This window comes from Legionella nigrisilvae, from assembly GCF_977063395.2.
This window is the reverse complement of sequence record NZ_CDRUGZ020000027.1, coordinates 879,875-898,168: the sequence shown is the minus strand read 5'-3', so window position 1 is coordinate 898,168 and position 18,294 is coordinate 879,875. Positions and strand designations below refer to the sequence as shown.

Sequence of the window (18,294 nt, the reverse complement as noted above, 5' to 3'; positions counted from 1 at the left end):
TTTTAGAATGTAGTGCAATGAAATGAAGAAAGGAGTCTAAGGTGAGTTATTCACGTTTAAATAAGAAATTTGCAACTGCTGCTTTAATTTCTCAATTTTTTGTTGGAGCTTCAGCATCGGCTGCGGGTTTGCAAATCAATGAGACGAGTCCAAGCTTGCAAGGTTCTGCAATGGCGGGTTCCGCCGTAGCAAATAATGATGTTTCTGCTTTGTTTAACAATCCAGCAATATTGTCAACTTTACAGCAAAACCAGATTTACGTCGGCGCAAGTGAGTTTATACCCCAAATTAGTATGATTAATGGAGAGGCTGCTCATACTTTCAATGTGCCAGGTATGCCGCCATCAACTATTGCCGGACCTGTTCAAGGGAAAGCTTCCCAACATAACATCAGCAACGCAGTTTTTATCCCACAAGGTTATATCGGTTGGCGCACACCTCTTGATAAGTTAACCCTGGGTTTAGCGGTTGTGGAACCATTCTATTTATATAATAAATATTCCGAAGCTTCTGTATTGCGTTATGCAACGGTCAAAAGTGAGATAAATTCGGTTGATATTAATCCATCTCTCGCATATCAAGTTAGTGAGAAATTATCTTTAGGGGTTGGTTTTCAAGCTCAATATCTAAAAACAATTTTTTCGCATTTTGATGGAGTAAACACAGGGGTTCCTTCTATTGACCTTTTTATCGCATCCACACAGCCTACCCATTTAAAAAGTGATGGATGGGGTTATGGTTATACAATTGGCGCTTTATATCAGTGGGACCAATTTACTCGTTTTGGGGTAAGTTACCGCTCGGAAATTTCCACAAATCTAAGCGGCCATGGCGAACAATATACGATTATCGGAGATATAGTACCTTCGCCTGCAACTACTTTTTTATTTAATAGTGAAACCGCCGTGAGTAATAATTTTAAGACACCAGGTGTATTAACTATTGGTCTTGCCCACGATATAAATGAGTGGACCCTTAAAGCAACAGCTCAGGTTACTTTCTGGGATTATTTAGGGGATCTTGTTGTTTCAACTCCAGATGCTTATGAAACAATTTATATTGTGCCCATGAAATGGCATAACACATTTTTTGGTGCTCTTGGCGCTGATTATCGTTATAACTCTTCCCTTACTTTACGGGGAGGATTTGCTTATAATCAGACTCCATTCAATTTACAAAATCGTACCCCGCTTATTCCTGAGTCCGATCAATATTGGTTAAATTTTGGATTGAGCTATTTTATAAACGATCATTTCTCAGTTGATGGTGCGTACTCACATATTTTTATTCGTAAACAATCAGTGAACATTACTCAAACCAATGAAGGGATTCCCGGCCTGGCAGCCCCCTTAGAAGTCAATCAAGTAAGTGCCGACTATAAAGGTACAGAGAATATTGTATCGCTGGGATTACGATACAGCTGCTAAGTCATTATAAGGAGATAGTTTAATGGTAACAAAAATAAGAAAAATGATATTACATGCCAAAACACAATTAGTTGTGTTGATGAGCATGTTTTCTTTATGCTGCATGCTTCCTCAGAATGCTCTAGCTATTCCACTGAATAAAATTACTAAAGTTTATTTTTTTGGTGATAGTTTATCAGATAGTGGGTTTAATAATACGTTTACACTCATAAATGGAATACCTGACAAAGCACCTACGTTTACAACGTTTAATGGTTATACTTGGGCACAGTATGTAGCACATGACATTATGGGTACACCTCTTTTGCCTCCCGGTACTCTATTTCCCACAACAAATGATAAGATGACGAATAATACAACTCCTATTTTTGTTGATCCCTCTAAACCTCCTGCGCCTCCGATTGTACCCCTACCCAATGGGTTTAATTTTGCTTGCGGAGGAAGTCGAACAGTGGCAGAACCTGGGATAGACTTTTATTGGGCTCCATCTGTTCAGCGCCAAGTTCAAAATTACCTATCTTCAGCACCCCAGAAATTGGATCCTAATGCAATGTTCTTTATTTGGTCTGGTGCGAACGATATGCTATATGGAATTTCTGCACAGCTAAACCCAATTGCATTCATGCAATTGATCGACGTGACCACCACTCAGATTGTGCAGCAGATTGAAGTGCTTAGTGCTCGAGGTGCTAAAAGAGTCGTGGTCTTATCTCTTCCTAATATAGGTGTTACTCCGTTCATAAACCAACTGGCAGTAGCAATCGGGGATCCCTCGCTTCCTGGAGCTATAAAAAATCTTAGTTTTATGTTTAATTCACTGTTAAATCAAAAATTGGGTGCTGTTGCTAAACGGCATAAAGTAAAAATTTTATATTTTGATACTTATGCCGCTTTGGATAACTTAATCAGCAATGCGCAAGCAGGGGAGCCTACAGTCATTAGCGGGATATCTTTTTTATTCCAGAATGTGACCACTCCCGTGTGTACTGCTCCTTTGGCTATTTTATGTCAACAAACCTCAAATAATTACCTCTTTGCAGATTCCGTCCACCCGACCGATATGGCGCATCATGCTTTAGCCTTAGAAGTGGAAAATCAAATCAGACAATGGGTGTAACGTAATTAAATTTTCGACTAGCCCTCCCTCCCATTTAGGGGAGGGAAAAATTTAACTACTCATGCAGTTCAAGCCGAATGAAACATACCTTAGCAACTGATTTCATTTTTAATTTCTTGCTCTTCGGGTTCTTTTTCCTGCTTGCTGTTTGTTGCAAATATTCCCAATTTACTACAAGTTGCTTCATAATAAAGACGAGCTTTCTGATATTGCCGGCATACCATTTCTTGTACTGCAGTGGGTAATACTCCTATAGTGCCATAAACTTTAACATTACCCGTGGGCTTTTTATCTGCCGGGTATTCTTTTACGTCGTTTACCGCCTCCTGGAGGTCACTCATGAACTTATCTTCAAAGTGTTCAATTAATGTATGAACGTGGGTTAAACACAAATGAAATCCATCAGGTTTTTGTAATAAATTTAATTTCCAACCTCTTTTTTCTAATTGATCAGCAATTAAATGTGGGTTTAACGTATCGCTTCGAAATCCGAGTATAGACCATTGGGGATTTCCAAAAATAGCAACATCTCGTTTACCCGTTTCATTTGGTTTATATACTTGGTCCACTCTATCTTGCAGCCGTTGACGCATTGCTACAATGCTTTCGGAAATTTCCTGATATTTCTTACGTCCATAATATGAAAGGGTGGTATATATTTCTGCAACCCGTGCGCCACTGGTTGAGCCATCCAAAATACCTGGAGTAGTATAAAGTCCGCCTGACCAGTTTAAAGCCGCATATACTGATAAAGCAGGAGAGTCCTCACTAAATAAGCAAACTGAAGTTCCTTTAGGACAACATCCATATTTATGTAAATCGGCGGAAATCGAGGTAACTCCTTTAACGCGAAAGTCCATAGGATTTTTGGATGTATTCAGAAAAGCAGTTAAAAAACCTCCTAAACAGGCATCTACGTGAAATGGAACGCCTTTTTCTTGTGCTAATTGACCTAAATCACTAATCGGATCATGGATGCCATTCATGAATGATGGTGCAGAGCCAACGATTACAGCGGTATTGCTCGAAATATATTTTCTCATTTCATTTGCAGTTACCGCACCTGTTTTAGGATCAACTGGAACTGTAATGAGTCGAGCTCCCGTCAGATCCGCTGCTTTTTTAAAAGCTGCGTGTGCTGTTTCAGGAATTACAATTTCGGGACATTTAATTCCTTTGGCTCGTGCATGAATTACATATGCGGCCATGGCTTCAATAATACTGGTAGAGCCTCCATGTGTGATTAAACCATAACCGTCTTTAGAACCACCAAATAAATTTTGGCACCATCGAATAATTTCTGCCTGCATGGCTATAATGCGTGGCCATTTGTCATGCAAAGGATTAGTTAAAGCAGTTTTAGCATATACTTCTTTCAGCAATTCTGTGAGTTCTTGAGGATGAACAGCATACAGCGCTCCTGAATCCTGGCCATCTCCTTGCTGAACAGTAAAATTTCGAGCCTCATCCTTATCCTTTACGTCAGAAAAATTAAAAAGACATTTTTGAGGATTGATACCAAATTCTTTTAAAATCAAATTTGGATCGGTGCGTTCTTCAGGAATCTTATCTTGCAATGCCATGGAGGAGCGTAAATCTTTTAATTTATCTTTAGTTGACTGGAGATCTTTATTGAGCTCTTTGTCCAAATAGGCTTTTACCTGCGGTAAGTTTTTACCCAGACTATAGGCTACATCGATCACTCGTTGCTTATATGTGGTGTTATTTCGTGAGCGATATGCCTGGGCAAGGGCAGGATATTGTTGCCAAAGAAAATAAAGAGCAGCGGTAGCGAAAACAATTTGATGAGCAGGGGTGTCTTTAAAAGTTTCATCAAATCCTTCAAGACCCCTATTTAAAAGCGCGGTAATATAGGTAAGCATAGTTAGAACATCCTTTTATTTGAGTTGAGTGCGCATAATAAACTCTTTTTATGATTTAAGTCACCAGAGAAAGACTTTTTGCTTCAGAATCCTACTCAAGTTACACTGTATTTTTTACATTGAGTGGGCATTGATGAAACCGAGATCACATAATCTTTTAACGTGGGTACCTCATCTTTTCTTGTTTTATAAAGAAAAAGTGTTTCAGAAATTATTACCAATAACCATAATTATTATCGTATACGCGGTAATAATCGCTTGTTTTTTTGAAAATGCCACGCGTTATAGCGTTGGCCAATTTCATCTCATTTTTAGTTTTATCTTAACGATAATTATTAGTTTTAGGGTAAATACGAGTTATGCACGTTGGTGGGAGGGTCGTATTTTATGGGGATCAATTAATAATAATTGTAGAAACTTAGGTTTAAAGTTCGAAGCTTTTATTGGATTACATGAATATCCTGATTTTTATGAATTGTTAAAAAAATTACCTCTAATTATCAAGGCTCATTTACGCAAAGAAAGTAAAGAGATTCAAACAGAGCTACTTTCCTTATGTATTCATGAATTTGAAGAAAAAAATCCAGTTCTTTTAGTAACGCAAAAAATGTATCGTATCCTGAATCAATTGCGTCAAGAAAATAAACTGCAGTTTGAGCAATACCTAACTTTAGATACTCATATAGCTAATTTAATCGACATGACTGGAGGTTGCGAACGAATTGCCAATACTCATGTACCTTATGCATTTGCTTTTTTTGTGAAACAAGCAATGCTTTTTTATGCCATCATGTTCCCTTTTGGTTGGGTAGACACATTCGGATTTTTGATTATTCCGATGATGGTGATGATCGTATATATTTTATTAGGTTTGGAAATATTATCCGAGGAATTGGAAGATCCTTTTGGAAAAGATGATAATGATTTACCTTTAAGTACAATTGCCAAAAATATTTCTAGAAATATAGAGCAAATAGCAGGAAAATAAGAGTACATGAATTCAACCTATGCTCTTGAAAAATAAAAATATATAGGTTAATTTTTGAATAGTAACAATTCCTATATGGTACAATTTCAATATAAATTGAAAGCAACAGTCCCAAAACAACTTCATATATATTCCTGAAGCTATATTCGATACGAGAAAAGGAGTTTCAAATGACACATAAAGTTACATCCAATCAAGAACACTGGGCTATACATCCAAATAAAAGGATTTCTTGGACGGCCGTTTTTGTAGGGGCCTTAACCGCCCTAGGCCTTAGTTTTTTATTGAATCTTTTAGGAGTTGCTATCGGGTTAAGTGCTTTTAAAACGATGAGTAATGGCTCAGTTATAGTGGTTATCGGCGGTTTGTTGGGAATCATTATTGGGGTGATAATTTCTACGTTGATATCAGGTTATGCCGCAGGTTATTTAGGTCGTTTATATTGTCCCGAACATAATTTGGGAATTATTTATGGTTTTATTACTTGGGTTATGGCTTTAATCTTGGGTGCCGCTTTGATAGGACTTTTGAGTCAATATGTAGTGACTTACACGAATTCTATTTCTCGTACTGTAGTGGCAGTTCCAATTACAGTGAATCAAATCTCCACCCCTGTAGGTACTACCAAAATTTCTTCTTCCACAAAGAATGGTCAAAAAGAGGCTATAGTAGAGGTTAATGTAACTCCGACAAATCTTGCTTCAGGAGCATACATTGCTTTCGCGTTATTTTTACTGGGTGCTTTATTCAGTTGTGTGGGCGCCAGTTGGGGAATGCGTTGTAAGAGGGATGATAGCTAGCCAAAAAGGTGTGCATCACACTGCTTTTGCCTATATTCAAACAATATAGGCAAAAGGCACTGATTAATTTGTGCAATAAAAATCGTAGGGAAAAACCACAGAAGCACTGTTTTCTGGGCCGTTTAAAACAACATATCCTGCTTTTAAAACACATTGACCAATGGGTGAGGTTTGCAAGGCATAATAGGGCGTCGAGTATACGGTTGCACTAATTGTCAAAGGAGCCGGAGTACAAGGTATGTTGTCTATAAATTGAGGTCCTTTTCCCCCCATCAGGGTAAGCGATTTATTTAATCCAAGTTCATTAGAAGTTACATTAAATGCAACATTTTGATCAAATGGTATTGGTGGTGTTGCAACGGCAACTTGCACCTTACAACTCATATCTCCATCTGCATAAGCAGGAAGAAAAACAAATAAGTTGATGAGAGAAAGACTGGTCATCATTATTTTTTTCAACATAAAAACTCCTAATTTGAATAGAATTGAGACTTATTGATGAGCTATTAAATTGAACAGGCTGTTAGAATGATTTATTTTTAAAAGATACCTGTACGAATGTAAATAACATCTACCATAACATAGATGAAAAATCTATCAATTTAGAGAAAAAAACAATGAAAAGTTAATTTTAAGAGCAATTATAGAGGAAACTTCATACGCTTAATGAATAAAATGCTTTTAAACCAGAAATTTTTTTGAACCTGCTCCTGAAGTTAAATTAGAATGTGAGGGATAGAATAAATAAAGAGAAATAATGACAAGAACCATTTCTAAAAACCGACAATTTGTTCCACTGATTCTGATGATTATTATTGGAATGACGAGTATCGTTCAAGCATATGCGGTTTTACCTAATCATCAGCAACCCCCTCGAGCATTAGCTCGTTCTATTCAAATCAAACACAATCGGGAAATTGTGGTATTAATCCATGGTTTAATGCGTACCTCGCTTAGTATGTGGCCATTAAAAAATTATCTAACTCGACAAGGCTATGAAGTTTATTCCTATAGTTATCCCTCTCCAAAATACAGCATTCAAGAACATGGCAGCTATTTAAGTCGATTTATTAAAAACTTATTAGAAAAAAATCCAGGTGTTCGAATCAATTTTGTTACTCATAGTCTTGGTGGGATTATTACCCGAGAAGCATTATCTACCTTATCCAAAAAGCAATTAAAAAATATAGGTAGTCTCATTATGTTGGCACCACCCAATCAAGGATCAAAATTGGCAAAACTGTCTATAACGATGTTTCCCATGCTCACTTCTCCAATAAAGCCATTATCTGAATTAAGTTCAGATCGATCGTCATATGTTCATCATGTGCCTGTGCCAAACATTAAAATAGGAATAATAGCAGGGCGATATGATGCGAAAGTTCCCCCTGAGTGTGCTCGTTTAGAAGGCTATGAACCGGTTATCGTGAACTCCAATCATACTTTTATTATGAATAACACAAAAACAAGACAATTAATTATGAGTTTTTTGAAGACAGGGACTTTTGTTGAGGTTGCTAAACGATAATTTAGCATAGTATAAAGTTACCAGATTGCCATAGCCATGTTCAAAGCTTCTTCTTCTGGTTCTGCACCCCAATCATAATCTGTTCCTTCATGATAACCTAGAAACATGGAACCCAAGGTACGGATTATAAAAATAACCGGATGAATGGCAATACTGACTAAGCTAAGTGCAGTACCGACTATATCATCAACTAGATTTAAAACATGCTCTGGTAAACTGAACCAAAAAAAGGGATTTAAAAGAAAAAAAGGGGTAATTAACACACGGATTAAGAATGCGGTGAAGTCATATAGAGCGCGTAATACATGACAGAAAAAGCTTGTAAAGGCATCGAGATGAAAACCTAAATTATAATAAGGATAAAATTTCAATTCCGCATAAATTGCGGCAGCTGCCGTTCGTGTAGCGTTAAAAAAAGTGCTCAGAATGATTCTCCTGAGGGACAACAGGCGCCCATCTTATCCCATTTTTCATTAGGGCGCTACTGTTTGCTTCCACGTAATAAACTTTTTTTTACAAGTTGAAACAAGTACTTAAACGAAGGAAACTTCGAAAGAAATCTAGTATTAAAGTAGATAAAATTGATTGCTTATTATTCCGGACAAAATGGTATAAAGGAAAGATTTATATTGTTAATCGCGCGGATGGAGTATGTGTTTTCTCCAAAATAAGTTCGGTAATTGTTTTACTCAACAGGTCACGAACACCTTGTTTTTTTTCTGAAGCAAGGTCAGTGAACAAATCTTTATACACTTCATGCTCATCGCTATGGGTACTTTGACAAAAGCCATTGATTTCTCGAAGATGTTCTTTCAAGTACACGATGGAATTTACATTTTCATTATTGGGCAATACACATTTAAATTCATTTTCAAGCTCTTCAGCTTTTGCATAGGTTGCTAAGAGTAATAAGGTATCAAATACCTCAAGACGATTTATTCTCTCGGAGATATCCGGAGTTTTTGCAAAGAGTTCCCGCGTATAATCGATAAATTGTTCTACTTTATTTCTCTCTCGTGTGATTTTTTTCAGCAAACGAGTGTTCATGGTTCCTCCTGATCTAAAAAGACCGAATTATATCGCATTAACTTTGCACTCTATACATTATAGTTGCAAATTGTTTCTTAAATGAATTCCGTTGAATAGGTTTTTATCTGTTTGGTTTCGGATTCAGAGATGATATGTTCGACCATCAAATCAATGTTTTCATGAATCAAACACTCTTTTTGAACTGTTTTCAAAGTTCCAAGTTGCCCATACAATATAAGCATTTGCAACAAGGTTTTCTCGGTTTTATTTTCTTCAATTTTATGTTTGAGTTGTTCGGGGTCGAGAATTTCCATCCTGATCTGACCCATGGGTTCTTTTTTGACCACTAAACAAGGCAATTTATTTTCACCTTGTAGGACAATTTTAAAGCCATGATCCATGACAGCAAATAATGAATCTATCTGAAATTCAGGTTGTTTTAATCTATCTAAAAAAAGATGTTGATCGTTTTTAGCTCTAACGTTAACTCGTGCTTTATTGAAAAAAGAAGCTAAATACATCAAAGAACCTTGATCATGATGAATTGTGAGTGTCTTTTCTCCATGTGTATCTACAGTAGCAATCAAAGGAGGAGTTACGCCACGGGGTACATTAGTATTATAAAAAGCAATAGTAGAATTGGGGGTGCAACACATTACTAAATTGAGACTTGCGGTTTTGTGCATATGGAGTAAGCTGGTTGTGTTAACATATCTTCCTTTATCTGCTGAACCGCTTTCTTCTTGTTTTGCCCGATCATAAGAGCGTTTAACAACTTGGGAAACATCATCTAAACAAGCACAAACTACAACAGAATTATTATTTTTTTCTACTAAAGCCTTTTGTGAGGATTTATAGGTCACGCCATCAATAATTACATTGGGTCGTTTGTCTTTTTGAGCTAATATACGTTCTTCTACAAGCTCACTAATTAAGTAGGCGCTGTCTTGGGTGCGAATAAAGGCCTGTTCTGTTTCCTGTTTTTCAAAATCTTCTGTAAATGGCAGAAATATACCTCGATAATCATCTGTAGCCAAGGACACATAATCTTTTCGGTTTTCTTTAGTAATATACAAATTGGAGATGGTACTTTTACCGCTCGCTGCTGGGCCTAGAAAAACAAAATCACGATTATCACTCAATGAATAAACGGATTTTTTTTCCAGTTTATACTTTTGTGCAAAAGGGTCTAAGTTCTTATCCAAAAACATGGACATTGTTTTATTGACCAGTTTTTTTTGGACCTTATTTTTTTCCATTATTAAAAAAGATGCGAATTTGGATTCGTATTCGATACTGTCCGTACTTAAAGTAGGGTGTAATTGTTGTATTCTTTTTTGAGCTTTATTAATACAATTTTGATGTACTTCTTTCTCATTAAGTGAATCAGGAATACTTGACCAATCGATTAGGAGCGAATAGCTTAGGTCAGCATCCATGATGTCATGAAATAATTTTTGTGCGAATGAGTTTACTTCCTCGGTATCCACTCGATAATCGGTGATTAATCGCGCAGCAAGATGAAGCATCAAAGCGGTTTGCATTCTGGGGACTAGCACATCAGTCAACCACTCTTCATGGGCGATATTAGCATGACTTAATTGTTCCTGAATGTCACCTTCCATAAAATGGGGTTGTAATATACGATTGTACGTTTCCTGCAACACTCTTTCCCGAGGGCTCCATCGATTAAAATCCTTCAGTGTTAAAATATGCCTCATATTGAAGTGAGCTAAAGCAGCTTCCCTTACCTCACTTAATCGCCCAGGAACCAACTTAAATGAACCCTCAGGAAGTTGTAGCTTTTCACCAGATAATTTAGGGGATTCCACTTCAGGTCTTAATGATTCTAAGGAAAGCATTTTATGACCTGAACGAACGTGTCGTGTGATTCTAATGGTGGGGAGTTTTGTTGAAGGGTTTAATTGAGCGGCTGAACCGGATTTCAATTGATGAGAATGCAAAATATCAAGTAATGGCTTTTCCTCGGATGAATGTGGTGTGGTATGTTCCTGTTTAAGCGGAGTGGGTAATTTCACTGTGGTTTTAGACAAAGATCCATCATGCTTTTTGTTATAAAATTTAATGCCGGAGCTAATTATTTCTCGAGTAAACTCACTAACTCTTTGAACTTCTTCATCTAAGTTCCCGGGAATAACATCAAGTATTTCGTTATTACGATTATAAAGAATGGTCATGACATAGTCTTCAGGATTGACATGGGTGTAAGCTATTTCACCCAACTTTGTCTTTCCTACAATTTCTGCAAAAGGTTGTGAATGAAATGATTCCTTACCACGAACAATATAGAGAATCTTTACCTCGTTCATACCACCAAATTTAATTGCGACATCAAATTTATCCGTAACTGAGCGTGTTCCGTCCACGCCTGTAGTTGCTAATGTTGAAGCTGTTCCAGAACGTATTTCATGTTTCTTAATATTATTTTCTTGGCCAGATAATAAATGACTGTCAGCGGTATATTCACCAGTACGGGTCATTTTTTTTGCAAAAAGGACCGTTTCCTCTACAGAGTCAGAGAAATAACCTCCTCTAAACACCACAGGGGCTTGAGTCATAATTAATTTATCATTTTGATAACTTCGCACTGTATAATAATGATGAACATCATTTTTGAGAGACGTTGTAAGTCGCATTTTAAGCTGCTCTCTAAAAACAATATGGGCAGGAATAATAAAACCTGATTTATCGGTTAGAAAAGAACGATCATTTTTATTTTTTATATCGCGGACTGAAACAAAATCTCTATCATTAACTAATCCACTGACTAACTCCATCAAATGCAATTTCCAAACTTTTTCTCCATCACTACTGTCGGCAATGTATTGAGTTAGCTTTTCTCCAGAAGAGTTGAGTATGATCTTTTTGATGAACTGTTCAAAATTACCTGCCGTCGAAGGGAAATCATCTCCAGGTTTTAAAAGCGGCGTGCTGTTATAAAGACTTTTAAGCTTTTTTAAATGCACTTGTAAAAGCTCTATTTTTTTATCTAGTTCCTGGTCTTTTGCATTTGGATTCTCATCAAGGGTAGCGATTAGTGCTGTCATTTCTTTCATTAAAGCACCAACATCCTCAATTTCTTTTTTAAATTCCTCATTTATTTCTTCATGTTTTGTCAATTGTTTAATCCAGCTATCCATGGCGTGGTTATAACGTTGACATGCTCCTGAGACCAAGAGATCTTTTAAGCGATCTAAATTTCCTTGATTTAACCATTGATAAAGATTAAATTTATATCGCTCATCCTTAACCAAATCGGCCGCGGGTAAATGAGATAAAAATAAGCTTGTACCGACATCACTTTCTAAAAAAGCGATACCCTTCTCTTTTAATGATCCAGTATTCAGTGCAATAGCCCCGGTATGACCCCTTTGAGATGTGATTTTCAACAGCTCCGGTAAATGACTTTTTAGTTCTTCCTCAGTGGTTTGTTCGTCCAAAGTAAAAGGACACTCACTGAAAGGGATTGATGCAGTCAGTTCATTCCCGGCGAGATCAACGACCGTATAGCTCAACTCATTTGAAAGTAAGGTGACATACAATATATTGGTTTGTAATGGTTTTTTCGGTGGCTGTAAACTTAGATCATAGCTTATTGCTTGGAAAAAATTTGCTAGGGATTTACTTTCGATTTCTTTGGGTACTTCAACGTGATGGTTTTTTATCCTGCCATTATTGTACTCTGCGGCAAGATATTGGGTAAATGACTGAAGAAAAGATTCATATAATGGTTCATTTGCCATGTACGTTATGAGCTGATAATAATCATCTTCTTCCGTTATTTTGTTGAAATCAGGAAAGCTTGTGTCTAATTTGTTTTGTACATATAAGAATTCAGTAAATAATTCATCGAATTGCTCAACAGTGATAATTCCTGCCAATTTTAAATGCTCTAGACTTAGTTCTTTCGATTTATTACGGGTTATATGTAGTGCAAATTTTTGTACAAAAAGGGAATAACGTGGATTATTCTGTAATTTCTCAATAGCATTTTGTAAACACTGTTGATGAAATACATCTTCTCCTATGCTCTGAATTATTTCATTTTGAATATCAATTTTTTGATTTTGAGCATCTTGAAGAATGGCCAGAGCAACCTCTGGAGCGATATTATCCCATTGGTAGACTATCGCTTCTCTTATTTGCTGTGAATAACTCGTAGCAGATAAACCAATTGCACTGCGTAAAGTACGATGATATTCATATCGCGGGAGGTCGCTAGAAGTCAAAGAGTCGAAGTTTATACGTTGCTTTGAGTATATTCTCGGCATAATTATACCAACGTGTACAATTAATAGACTAACAATTTAGCATAAAATTATTAAGATTTTATTAATATAGACCTTTTTTCGAGGAGTAGAGGCAATGGCAAAAGGAGTTGGTAAAAAAGAATGTGGTTCAATAGGTTGCGGTGCTTATCAAAAGCTACTGTTTAATGAGTAAGACGGGGATTTTGGAAATTCGCATGACATCCTCTGCAACACTTCCGGTTAGCAAATGATGAATTCTACTACGACCATGAGTGCCTATTACAATTAAATCAGCAGAGAACGCAGTTGCTTCCTCAACAAGTTTTTCCGCAATTTGTGATTTAGAAGGAGTTAATTGGGTGAGTTTCATTTCAAACTCAATTTTCGAACGACTAAGAATTTTTTTCATTGAGTTTAAAACTTCCTGTCCTTGTTTTTTTGTTAACTCAACAAAGGAGTCCCGATCAACATCCCCTTCATACAGAGTATCAATGATATGAACCACACATAGCTTGGAATTTTGATTCTTCGCAAGTTTAATGGCTTCTTTTAATGCGAGAGTGGATGAATTAGAATCATCAACGGGTACTATAATTTTTTTGTACATATCTGAGACTCTTACCAGTATTATATATTTAATAATACATTAGCTTTGCTTGCTTGCAATCATTCCTCTTGTTTATCTTTAATTCTTTATAATTTTTTGCAGTTATATCGTGTTTATACCCTCTGAGTCAGGCCGTCTAACCCAATTGATGAGCCACTTGCCTTCATTGGTTTTTTCAAGACAGACGATTGTTCCTGGTACTAAGGCAATAATAGACCGTTCTCCATCTAGAAGTACTAGTTTACCAATTAATTTGCCCATAAAAGGCATATGCCCGACCAGCATGAGGTCATGAGTTTGTTGATTTATTTCGTTGGCTATAGGGTTTACATCATCAAGTGGTGATAGTCCATGGTGCAATTCAATTGTTTTGGAAAGATTTGAAGCTAATATTGCCGCAGTTTGTTCTGCCCTATGTTTACCACTATGAAATAAATGGGCGATTTCTATTTTTTGTCGAGCAATAAAATGACCTAAGTTCTCAATATCAGCAGTTCCTTTTTTACTCAGGGACTGTTGAGGATCAATTTCTTTTTTTAGACTTTCCCCATGCTGCACGAGATAGATTTTCATGGCGGCTCCTTGCTACCCGAAATTTTAGTCTAATTATAGTCTAATGAAATTATACCTTAAAGCATTGACGGGTTATCTATAAAAGAAAAGAAAAATTTTAGTCGGAAGAAGAGTTCAGATGACGCTTGAATGCATTTTCAAAAAGATTATTTATCTATTATGGTTTGTTTATGACATCTATATATAATTTTTCCTGTAGCAATCTCAATGATTTCTCCTTCTGCCCCTGAATGCTCTAAATCACATTTTTCAGTCAGAAGTATCGTTAAAGATTCAATATTTTCTCCAGTTGTTGAGGAAATAATTGTATCCTCAATTTTAATCCTGGCTTCATAAGGATCGCTATCTTTAGCTGAGTCCATATTCCCCTACCTCCAATATCATACCCACTATATACATTATAGTGCAAACTTCTTCGGCACTTAGGAAAAATTCCAATCTCTTTTGTTAAAGCTGTTCCAGGAAGCTTAGACTGTGTCTAAATGGAATAGATCGTTTGTGTTAAACAGGCACAGGTGGTAAATCAATTTTAATTGTTCCTCCCCATGCAAGTCTTAGCGCATTTGCAATAGCAAACACATCAATTATTTCTTGAAGAATTGCACCAGCCACTGGAGTAATATAGCCAAGAGCGGCGAAGCTCATCCCAATGATACTAAGGAGCATACCCCCAACAGCACTTTGTAAGGCAATCTTACGGACATTCAAACTCAGATGAATTAATTCATCAACTTTTTTCAATGTATTTTCCATAATTACGGCACCTGCTGCTTCAGAGGTAATATTGCTGGATTGTCCGAAGGCAATACCTACGGTTGCCGCTGTAAGGGCAGGTGCGTCATTAATGCCATCGCCCATAAATACTGTAGGTGCTTTTTTTCGTTCCTCTCGAACAATGGCGAGTTTTTGCTCAGGACTTTGTGAGGCACGAATTTCTTTTAGATTTAACTGGGCCGCTAAATATCGTACTTCGGATTCCCGATCACCAGAAACGACCATTATTTTTTTAAATTGATGTGACGGGGTTAAGTGACTGATAAAGGATTTGCCTTCTTTACGAGGAGCATCATGAAAAATTAATGAAGCTGCGAATTGCTCATCGTAGAGAACAAGGCATTCTAATCCTGGAAATTCTGGTGGAAGTTCATTTGCAGATTGAGGCTGTTTAAGCAGAAATTTATTGCGACTAGTAACATATATATTATGGTTCGCTATGATGCCGGACAATCCTTGCCCCGGTTTTTCGGAAACATGAGAGGCTTCTAGAAATTGTAGATTGCGTTCTTGAGCTGCTTTAAGAATGGCGGGAGCAAGGGGATGTTTTGAATAGCGTTCAAGACTTGCTATGGATTGTAAAATGATATCGGCAGTAAGGTGGGTATTTTTGGCAAGATAAATTTCTGACAACGTAGGTTTCCCATAGGTTAGAGTGCCGGTTTTATCAAAAATTGCAGTCTGACATGTAGGCAATTGTTCAAGAACGGTGGGATCACGAATAATAATACTTTGTTTTGCAGCCATTGAAATGGCGCTAATTAAGGTAATAGGAATTGCAATGAGTAAGGGACAGGGTGTAGCAATGACGACCACAGCAAGAAAACGCATTGCTTCTCCCGAGAAGTACCAAGCAGCACATGCAAAAATCAAGGCTAAAGGAGCAAAAATTGCTCCAATTTGATCTCCTAATCGTCGTAAAGAAGGTTTTTTTTGTTCTGCTTCTTTAAGAACTTCGACAATCGCTGCATATCGTGAATCAGAAGATAATCTCGTCGCTTTAATGGTTAGGGGGGAATCCCCATTAATTGCACCGGAAATTACAGCGGTTCCCGGAGCTTTGGACATCATATAAGGTTCACCAGTCAAATAAGATTCATCCATAACCCCATGACCCTCGAGAACGATACCATCAACCGGGCAAATTTCATAAGGATATACCACGATATTATCATCAACCCGAATATCAGCTAATGTGATGTCTTCAATTTGGTCTTTAACTTTTCGATGAGCTTTAGTAGGCATACGCTGTGCAAGAGCCATCAATACCGAAGAAGCTTTACGCATCGCATATTGTTCTAATGTTTGTCCGCCAGCCAACATCAGGATAATCAACGCCACCGCTAAATATTCATGCAGAAAAGTACCTGCGACGAGTGCAATTGCTGCCAAGGAGTCGGCCCCTAAATTTCCTCGAATCAATTTGAATATAATTTGTAACAATAAGGGTATCCCACCGATGAATATAATAATCAATAAAGGGATTTCTGCTCGAGGAAAAGCCATTATTTTCATTATGATATATAGAGAAATTGCAGCGAGGGATAGGAAAACCAAAATCATTTTCCATTTTGAAGTCGTAAGACTGGAGAGGTCCATTGTTTCTGATTTTAAAATTTTATATCTTCAATCATAGTTAATGGGAAGTAAGTATTCAAGCCTGGGTGTCTGGTAATCTAGGCATGATCCGAGAAATCTGTGTTAGGAAAACCTGGGCTTCGCTACGCTTCACCCAGGCTGCCGAGGATTAATTACATAGGCTTTTATAAGCAGCAACCAAGCTGTTTGGATTGGAAACAGGTAAGTCTGTATCCGCACTCCACATAATGGCGCCTTTAAGTTGTTTACTCTTAATAAATCTACATACAGACTTAACTACCTCTGGTGATTGATAGCCAACAAATTGTTTGGCTGTTGAATTGTAGAGGTAAGAACCAGTAATGAACGAATTATTGTTTTGATCCATGGCATTTATATGAATAATCTTGTAATTCAGCTGTTTCACCAATTTATCCACGGATTTATAAGGCAATAAACCATCTTGAATTGAATATTCAGAGGCAAAATGACTGGCACTTGTCCAAGGTTGTTCAAAACCTGGAAGGGCGGTGTTGTCGCCTGTATTTACCCCTGAAAAACCACGTCCGTAGGCAGCTAAACCTACTTGTAATTTGGCTTTGGGCATTCCATATGCGAGAACTTGTTCGGTGATGGAATCCGTTGCATAGTTAATCGCAAATTCATCTTTACGGCTGGTATCGGGTTGCTTCAGATAAGCATGAACTGCGGTATAAGGATCACTGCTTTGTGACCAGGGACCATGTAAATCATAAGTCATCAAATTAACGCTATCAACATAATTTGCGATTTGTTTAAACCAACCACCATCTACTGATTGGTTAATCTTTTCCAAATACTCTTTATTTACGGTAATGGTTACTGAAATATAAGCATCTTTTCCTAAAGTTTGACGACTGGCTTTGACTAAATCAAAAAGGTGTTTGTAGTCAGCCAATGTATTTGCATCAGGAGGTAATTGACCACCTGTTTGTAGATCAATAGGGGGTTCGAAATCATAATCAATTCCTTTTAAATTTTTAAAATGATTCATCCATGATTTGAATTGATTTAGGAATTTATTTTGATTAGCAAAGATGGCTGCAAATGTCGCAGTACTAATTCCTTTATTATCCGGGGTATTTGCTCCACCAATGGCAATAATTCGTTTTGCGGTATATTTATTGGAATTTATAAAAGCACCAAAGCTGTTAAGTTGCCCTACACCTTTTTGATCCGTGTAATTAAATAATTCTTTTTGGCCTGTATTGCCATTCATTTGTACCGAAGCACAACTTCCTTGATTCGCGGTGCAAAAATTAAGAAAATCTTTAGTCTCCGGAGGCAAAGGTGATATCCATGAACCCTCAAGAGGCAACTCACCCCAGAGATCAGCAAAATGCATTAAACCATCCCAACTGGAGGGAATTTGGTAAAGGGCTTGATTGGGATCCTTACTATTCCAAACTTGTAGAAAACTCCAGGCGATGACATCAGCCTTATTAAATTGAGCAACCATTTCAGGATTAGAAACATAAGCCAATTGTCCATAGGGACGACCAATTTTATAAGCACCGTCATATTCATAAGGGTTTTGCCCATACATGGACCAATTGGTGGTGTATAAGGTTAAAGCAGCATTTGCTACAGCGGGAATAAGAAACACAGAAAGAGTGATTATTTGTACAATTTTCTTTAAAGTCATTATCTTCCTCCAATGAGACAGGAAGTTAAATTTTA

15 protein-coding genes are annotated in these 18,294 nt (G+C 37.1%); 5 read left to right on the top strand and 10 right to left on the bottom strand.

Features of this window, described 5'->3' with window-relative positions:
• Window positions 1–41 precede the first annotated feature (41 nt).
• Together ACWTE2_RS21230 and ACWTE2_RS21225 are read left to right on the top strand one after the other, a co-directional pair.
• Window positions 42–1,427, top strand: a complete 1,386-nt coding sequence (locus ACWTE2_RS21230; RefSeq protein ID WP_454784248.1) for an OmpP1/FadL family transporter — start codon at window positions 42–44, stop codon at window positions 1,425–1,427.
• A gap of 22 nt (window positions 1,428–1,449) precedes the next feature.
• Window positions 1,450–2,544 carry an SGNH/GDSL hydrolase family protein gene (locus ACWTE2_RS21225; RefSeq protein ID WP_454784247.1) on the top strand — a complete coding sequence of 365 codons (1,095 nt, stop codon included), beginning with the start codon at window positions 1,450–1,452 and terminating at the stop codon, window positions 2,542–2,544.
• Window positions 2,545–2,633: 89 nt separating this feature from the next.
• Here ACWTE2_RS21225 and ACWTE2_RS21220 read toward each other — a convergent pair whose 3' ends face one another.
• Window positions 2,634–4,427, bottom strand: coding sequence for a pyridoxal phosphate-dependent decarboxylase family protein (locus ACWTE2_RS21220; RefSeq protein WP_454784246.1), 1,794 nt, complete (start codon window positions 4,425–4,427; stop codon window positions 2,634–2,636).
• A gap of 133 nt (window positions 4,428–4,560) precedes the next feature.
• Here ACWTE2_RS21220 and ACWTE2_RS21215 point away from each other — a divergent pair, with 133 nt between their 5' ends.
• Together ACWTE2_RS21215 and ACWTE2_RS21210 are read left to right on the top strand one after the other, a co-directional pair.
• On the top strand, window positions 4,561–5,415 hold the full coding sequence (locus ACWTE2_RS21215; protein ID WP_454784245.1) for a bestrophin family protein: 855 nt from the start codon (window positions 4,561–4,563) through the stop codon (window positions 5,413–5,415).
• A 170-nt stretch (window positions 5,416–5,585) separates the two neighbouring features.
• Complete coding sequence (locus ACWTE2_RS21210) at window positions 5,586–6,215, top strand: hypothetical protein (RefSeq protein WP_454784244.1); 630 nt, start codon at window positions 5,586–5,588, stop codon at window positions 6,213–6,215.
• Window positions 6,216–6,278: 63 nt separating this feature from the next.
• Here ACWTE2_RS21210 and ACWTE2_RS21205 read toward each other — a convergent pair whose 3' ends face one another.
• Window positions 6,279–6,677, bottom strand: a complete 399-nt coding sequence (locus tag ACWTE2_RS21205) for a hypothetical protein (RefSeq protein ID WP_182391201.1) — start codon at window positions 6,675–6,677, stop codon at window positions 6,279–6,281.
• A gap of 295 nt (window positions 6,678–6,972) precedes the next feature.
• Between ACWTE2_RS21205 and ACWTE2_RS21200 the strand changes: the two genes are divergently transcribed.
• Window positions 6,973–7,743: an esterase/lipase family protein gene (locus ACWTE2_RS21200; RefSeq protein ID WP_454784243.1), complete on the top strand. Its 771-nt coding sequence runs from the start codon at window positions 6,973–6,975 to the stop codon at window positions 7,741–7,743.
• Between the two features lie 17 nt (window positions 7,744–7,760).
• On the opposite strand, the gene ACWTE2_RS21195 is transcribed toward ACWTE2_RS21200, so the two are convergent.
• The 8 genes from ACWTE2_RS21195 to ACWTE2_RS21160 all read right to left on the bottom strand — a co-directional run bounded on the left by ACWTE2_RS21195 (window position 7,761) and on the right by ACWTE2_RS21160 (window position 18,259).
• Window positions 7,761–8,189, bottom strand: a complete 429-nt coding sequence (locus ACWTE2_RS21195; RefSeq protein WP_454784242.1) for a hypothetical protein — start codon at window positions 8,187–8,189, stop codon at window positions 7,761–7,763.
• 178 nt (window positions 8,190–8,367) lie between these two features.
• Complete coding sequence (locus ACWTE2_RS21190) at window positions 8,368–8,790, bottom strand: hypothetical protein (RefSeq protein ID WP_454784241.1); 423 nt, start codon at window positions 8,788–8,790, stop codon at window positions 8,368–8,370.
• A gap of 77 nt (window positions 8,791–8,867) precedes the next feature.
• A complete protein-coding gene (locus ACWTE2_RS21185; protein WP_454784240.1) occupies window positions 8,868–13,064 on the bottom strand; it encodes a zeta toxin family protein in 4,197 nt (1,398 codons plus the stop codon).
• A gap of 154 nt (window positions 13,065–13,218) precedes the next feature.
• Window positions 13,219–13,650 (bottom strand): universal stress protein, encoded by a 432-nt coding sequence (locus ACWTE2_RS21180; RefSeq protein WP_454784239.1) that lies wholly within the window; start codon window positions 13,648–13,650, stop codon window positions 13,219–13,221.
• Between the two features lie 102 nt (window positions 13,651–13,752).
• Entirely contained in the window at window positions 13,753–14,223 is a 471-nt protein-coding gene (sixA, locus tag ACWTE2_RS21175; protein WP_454784238.1) for a phosphohistidine phosphatase SixA, read from the bottom strand.
• Between the two features lie 146 nt (window positions 14,224–14,369).
• A complete protein-coding gene (locus ACWTE2_RS21170; RefSeq protein WP_454784237.1) occupies window positions 14,370–14,585 on the bottom strand; it encodes a hypothetical protein in 216 nt (71 codons plus the stop codon).
• A gap of 139 nt (window positions 14,586–14,724) precedes the next feature.
• Window positions 14,725–16,596, bottom strand: a complete 1,872-nt coding sequence (locus ACWTE2_RS21165) for a heavy metal translocating P-type ATPase (RefSeq protein ID WP_454784236.1) — start codon at window positions 16,594–16,596, stop codon at window positions 14,725–14,727.
• A gap of 148 nt (window positions 16,597–16,744) precedes the next feature.
• A complete protein-coding gene (locus ACWTE2_RS21160; RefSeq protein WP_454784235.1) occupies window positions 16,745–18,259 on the bottom strand; it encodes a glycosyl hydrolase family 18 protein in 1,515 nt (504 codons plus the stop codon).
• Between the last annotated feature and the right edge of the window lie 35 nt (window positions 18,260–18,294).

Excerpts from the sequence above, each read along its gene's own strand:
- ACWTE2_RS21180 (WP_454784239.1), bottom strand. The coding sequence starts at position 13,650 with ATGTACAAAAAAATTATAGTACCCGTTGATGATTCTAATTCATCCACT.
- ACWTE2_RS21210 (WP_454784244.1), top strand. The coding sequence starts at position 5,586 with ATGACACATAAAGTTACATCCAATCAAGAACACTGGGCTATACATCCA.
- ACWTE2_RS21185 (WP_454784240.1), bottom strand. The coding sequence starts at position 13,064 with ATGCCGAGAATATACTCAAAGCAACGTATAAACTTCGACTCTTTGACT.
- sixA (WP_454784238.1), bottom strand. The coding sequence starts at position 14,223 with ATGAAAATCTATCTCGTGCAGCATGGGGAAAGTCTAAAAAAAGAAATT.
- ACWTE2_RS21165 (WP_454784236.1), bottom strand. The coding sequence starts at position 16,596 with ATGGACCTCTCCAGTCTTACGACTTCAAAATGGAAAATGATTTTGGTT.
- ACWTE2_RS21190 (WP_454784241.1), bottom strand. The coding sequence starts at position 8,790 with ATGAACACTCGTTTGCTGAAAAAAATCACACGAGAGAGAAATAAAGTA.
- ACWTE2_RS21220 (WP_454784246.1), bottom strand. The coding sequence starts at position 4,427 with ATGCTTACCTATATTACCGCGCTTTTAAATAGGGGTCTTGAAGGATTT.
- ACWTE2_RS21160 (WP_454784235.1), bottom strand. The coding sequence starts at position 18,259 with ATGACTTTAAAGAAAATTGTACAAATAATCACTCTTTCTGTGTTTCTT.
- ACWTE2_RS21200 (WP_454784243.1), top strand. The coding sequence starts at position 6,973 with ATGACAAGAACCATTTCTAAAAACCGACAATTTGTTCCACTGATTCTG.
- ACWTE2_RS21225 (WP_454784247.1), top strand. The coding sequence starts at position 1,450 with ATGGTAACAAAAATAAGAAAAATGATATTACATGCCAAAACACAATTA.
- ACWTE2_RS21215 (WP_454784245.1), top strand. The coding sequence starts at position 4,561 with ATGAAACCGAGATCACATAATCTTTTAACGTGGGTACCTCATCTTTTC.
- ACWTE2_RS21205 (WP_182391201.1), bottom strand. The coding sequence starts at position 6,677 with ATGTTGAAAAAAATAATGATGACCAGTCTTTCTCTCATCAACTTATTT.
- ACWTE2_RS21170 (WP_454784237.1), bottom strand. The coding sequence starts at position 14,585 with ATGGACTCAGCTAAAGATAGCGATCCTTATGAAGCCAGGATTAAAATT.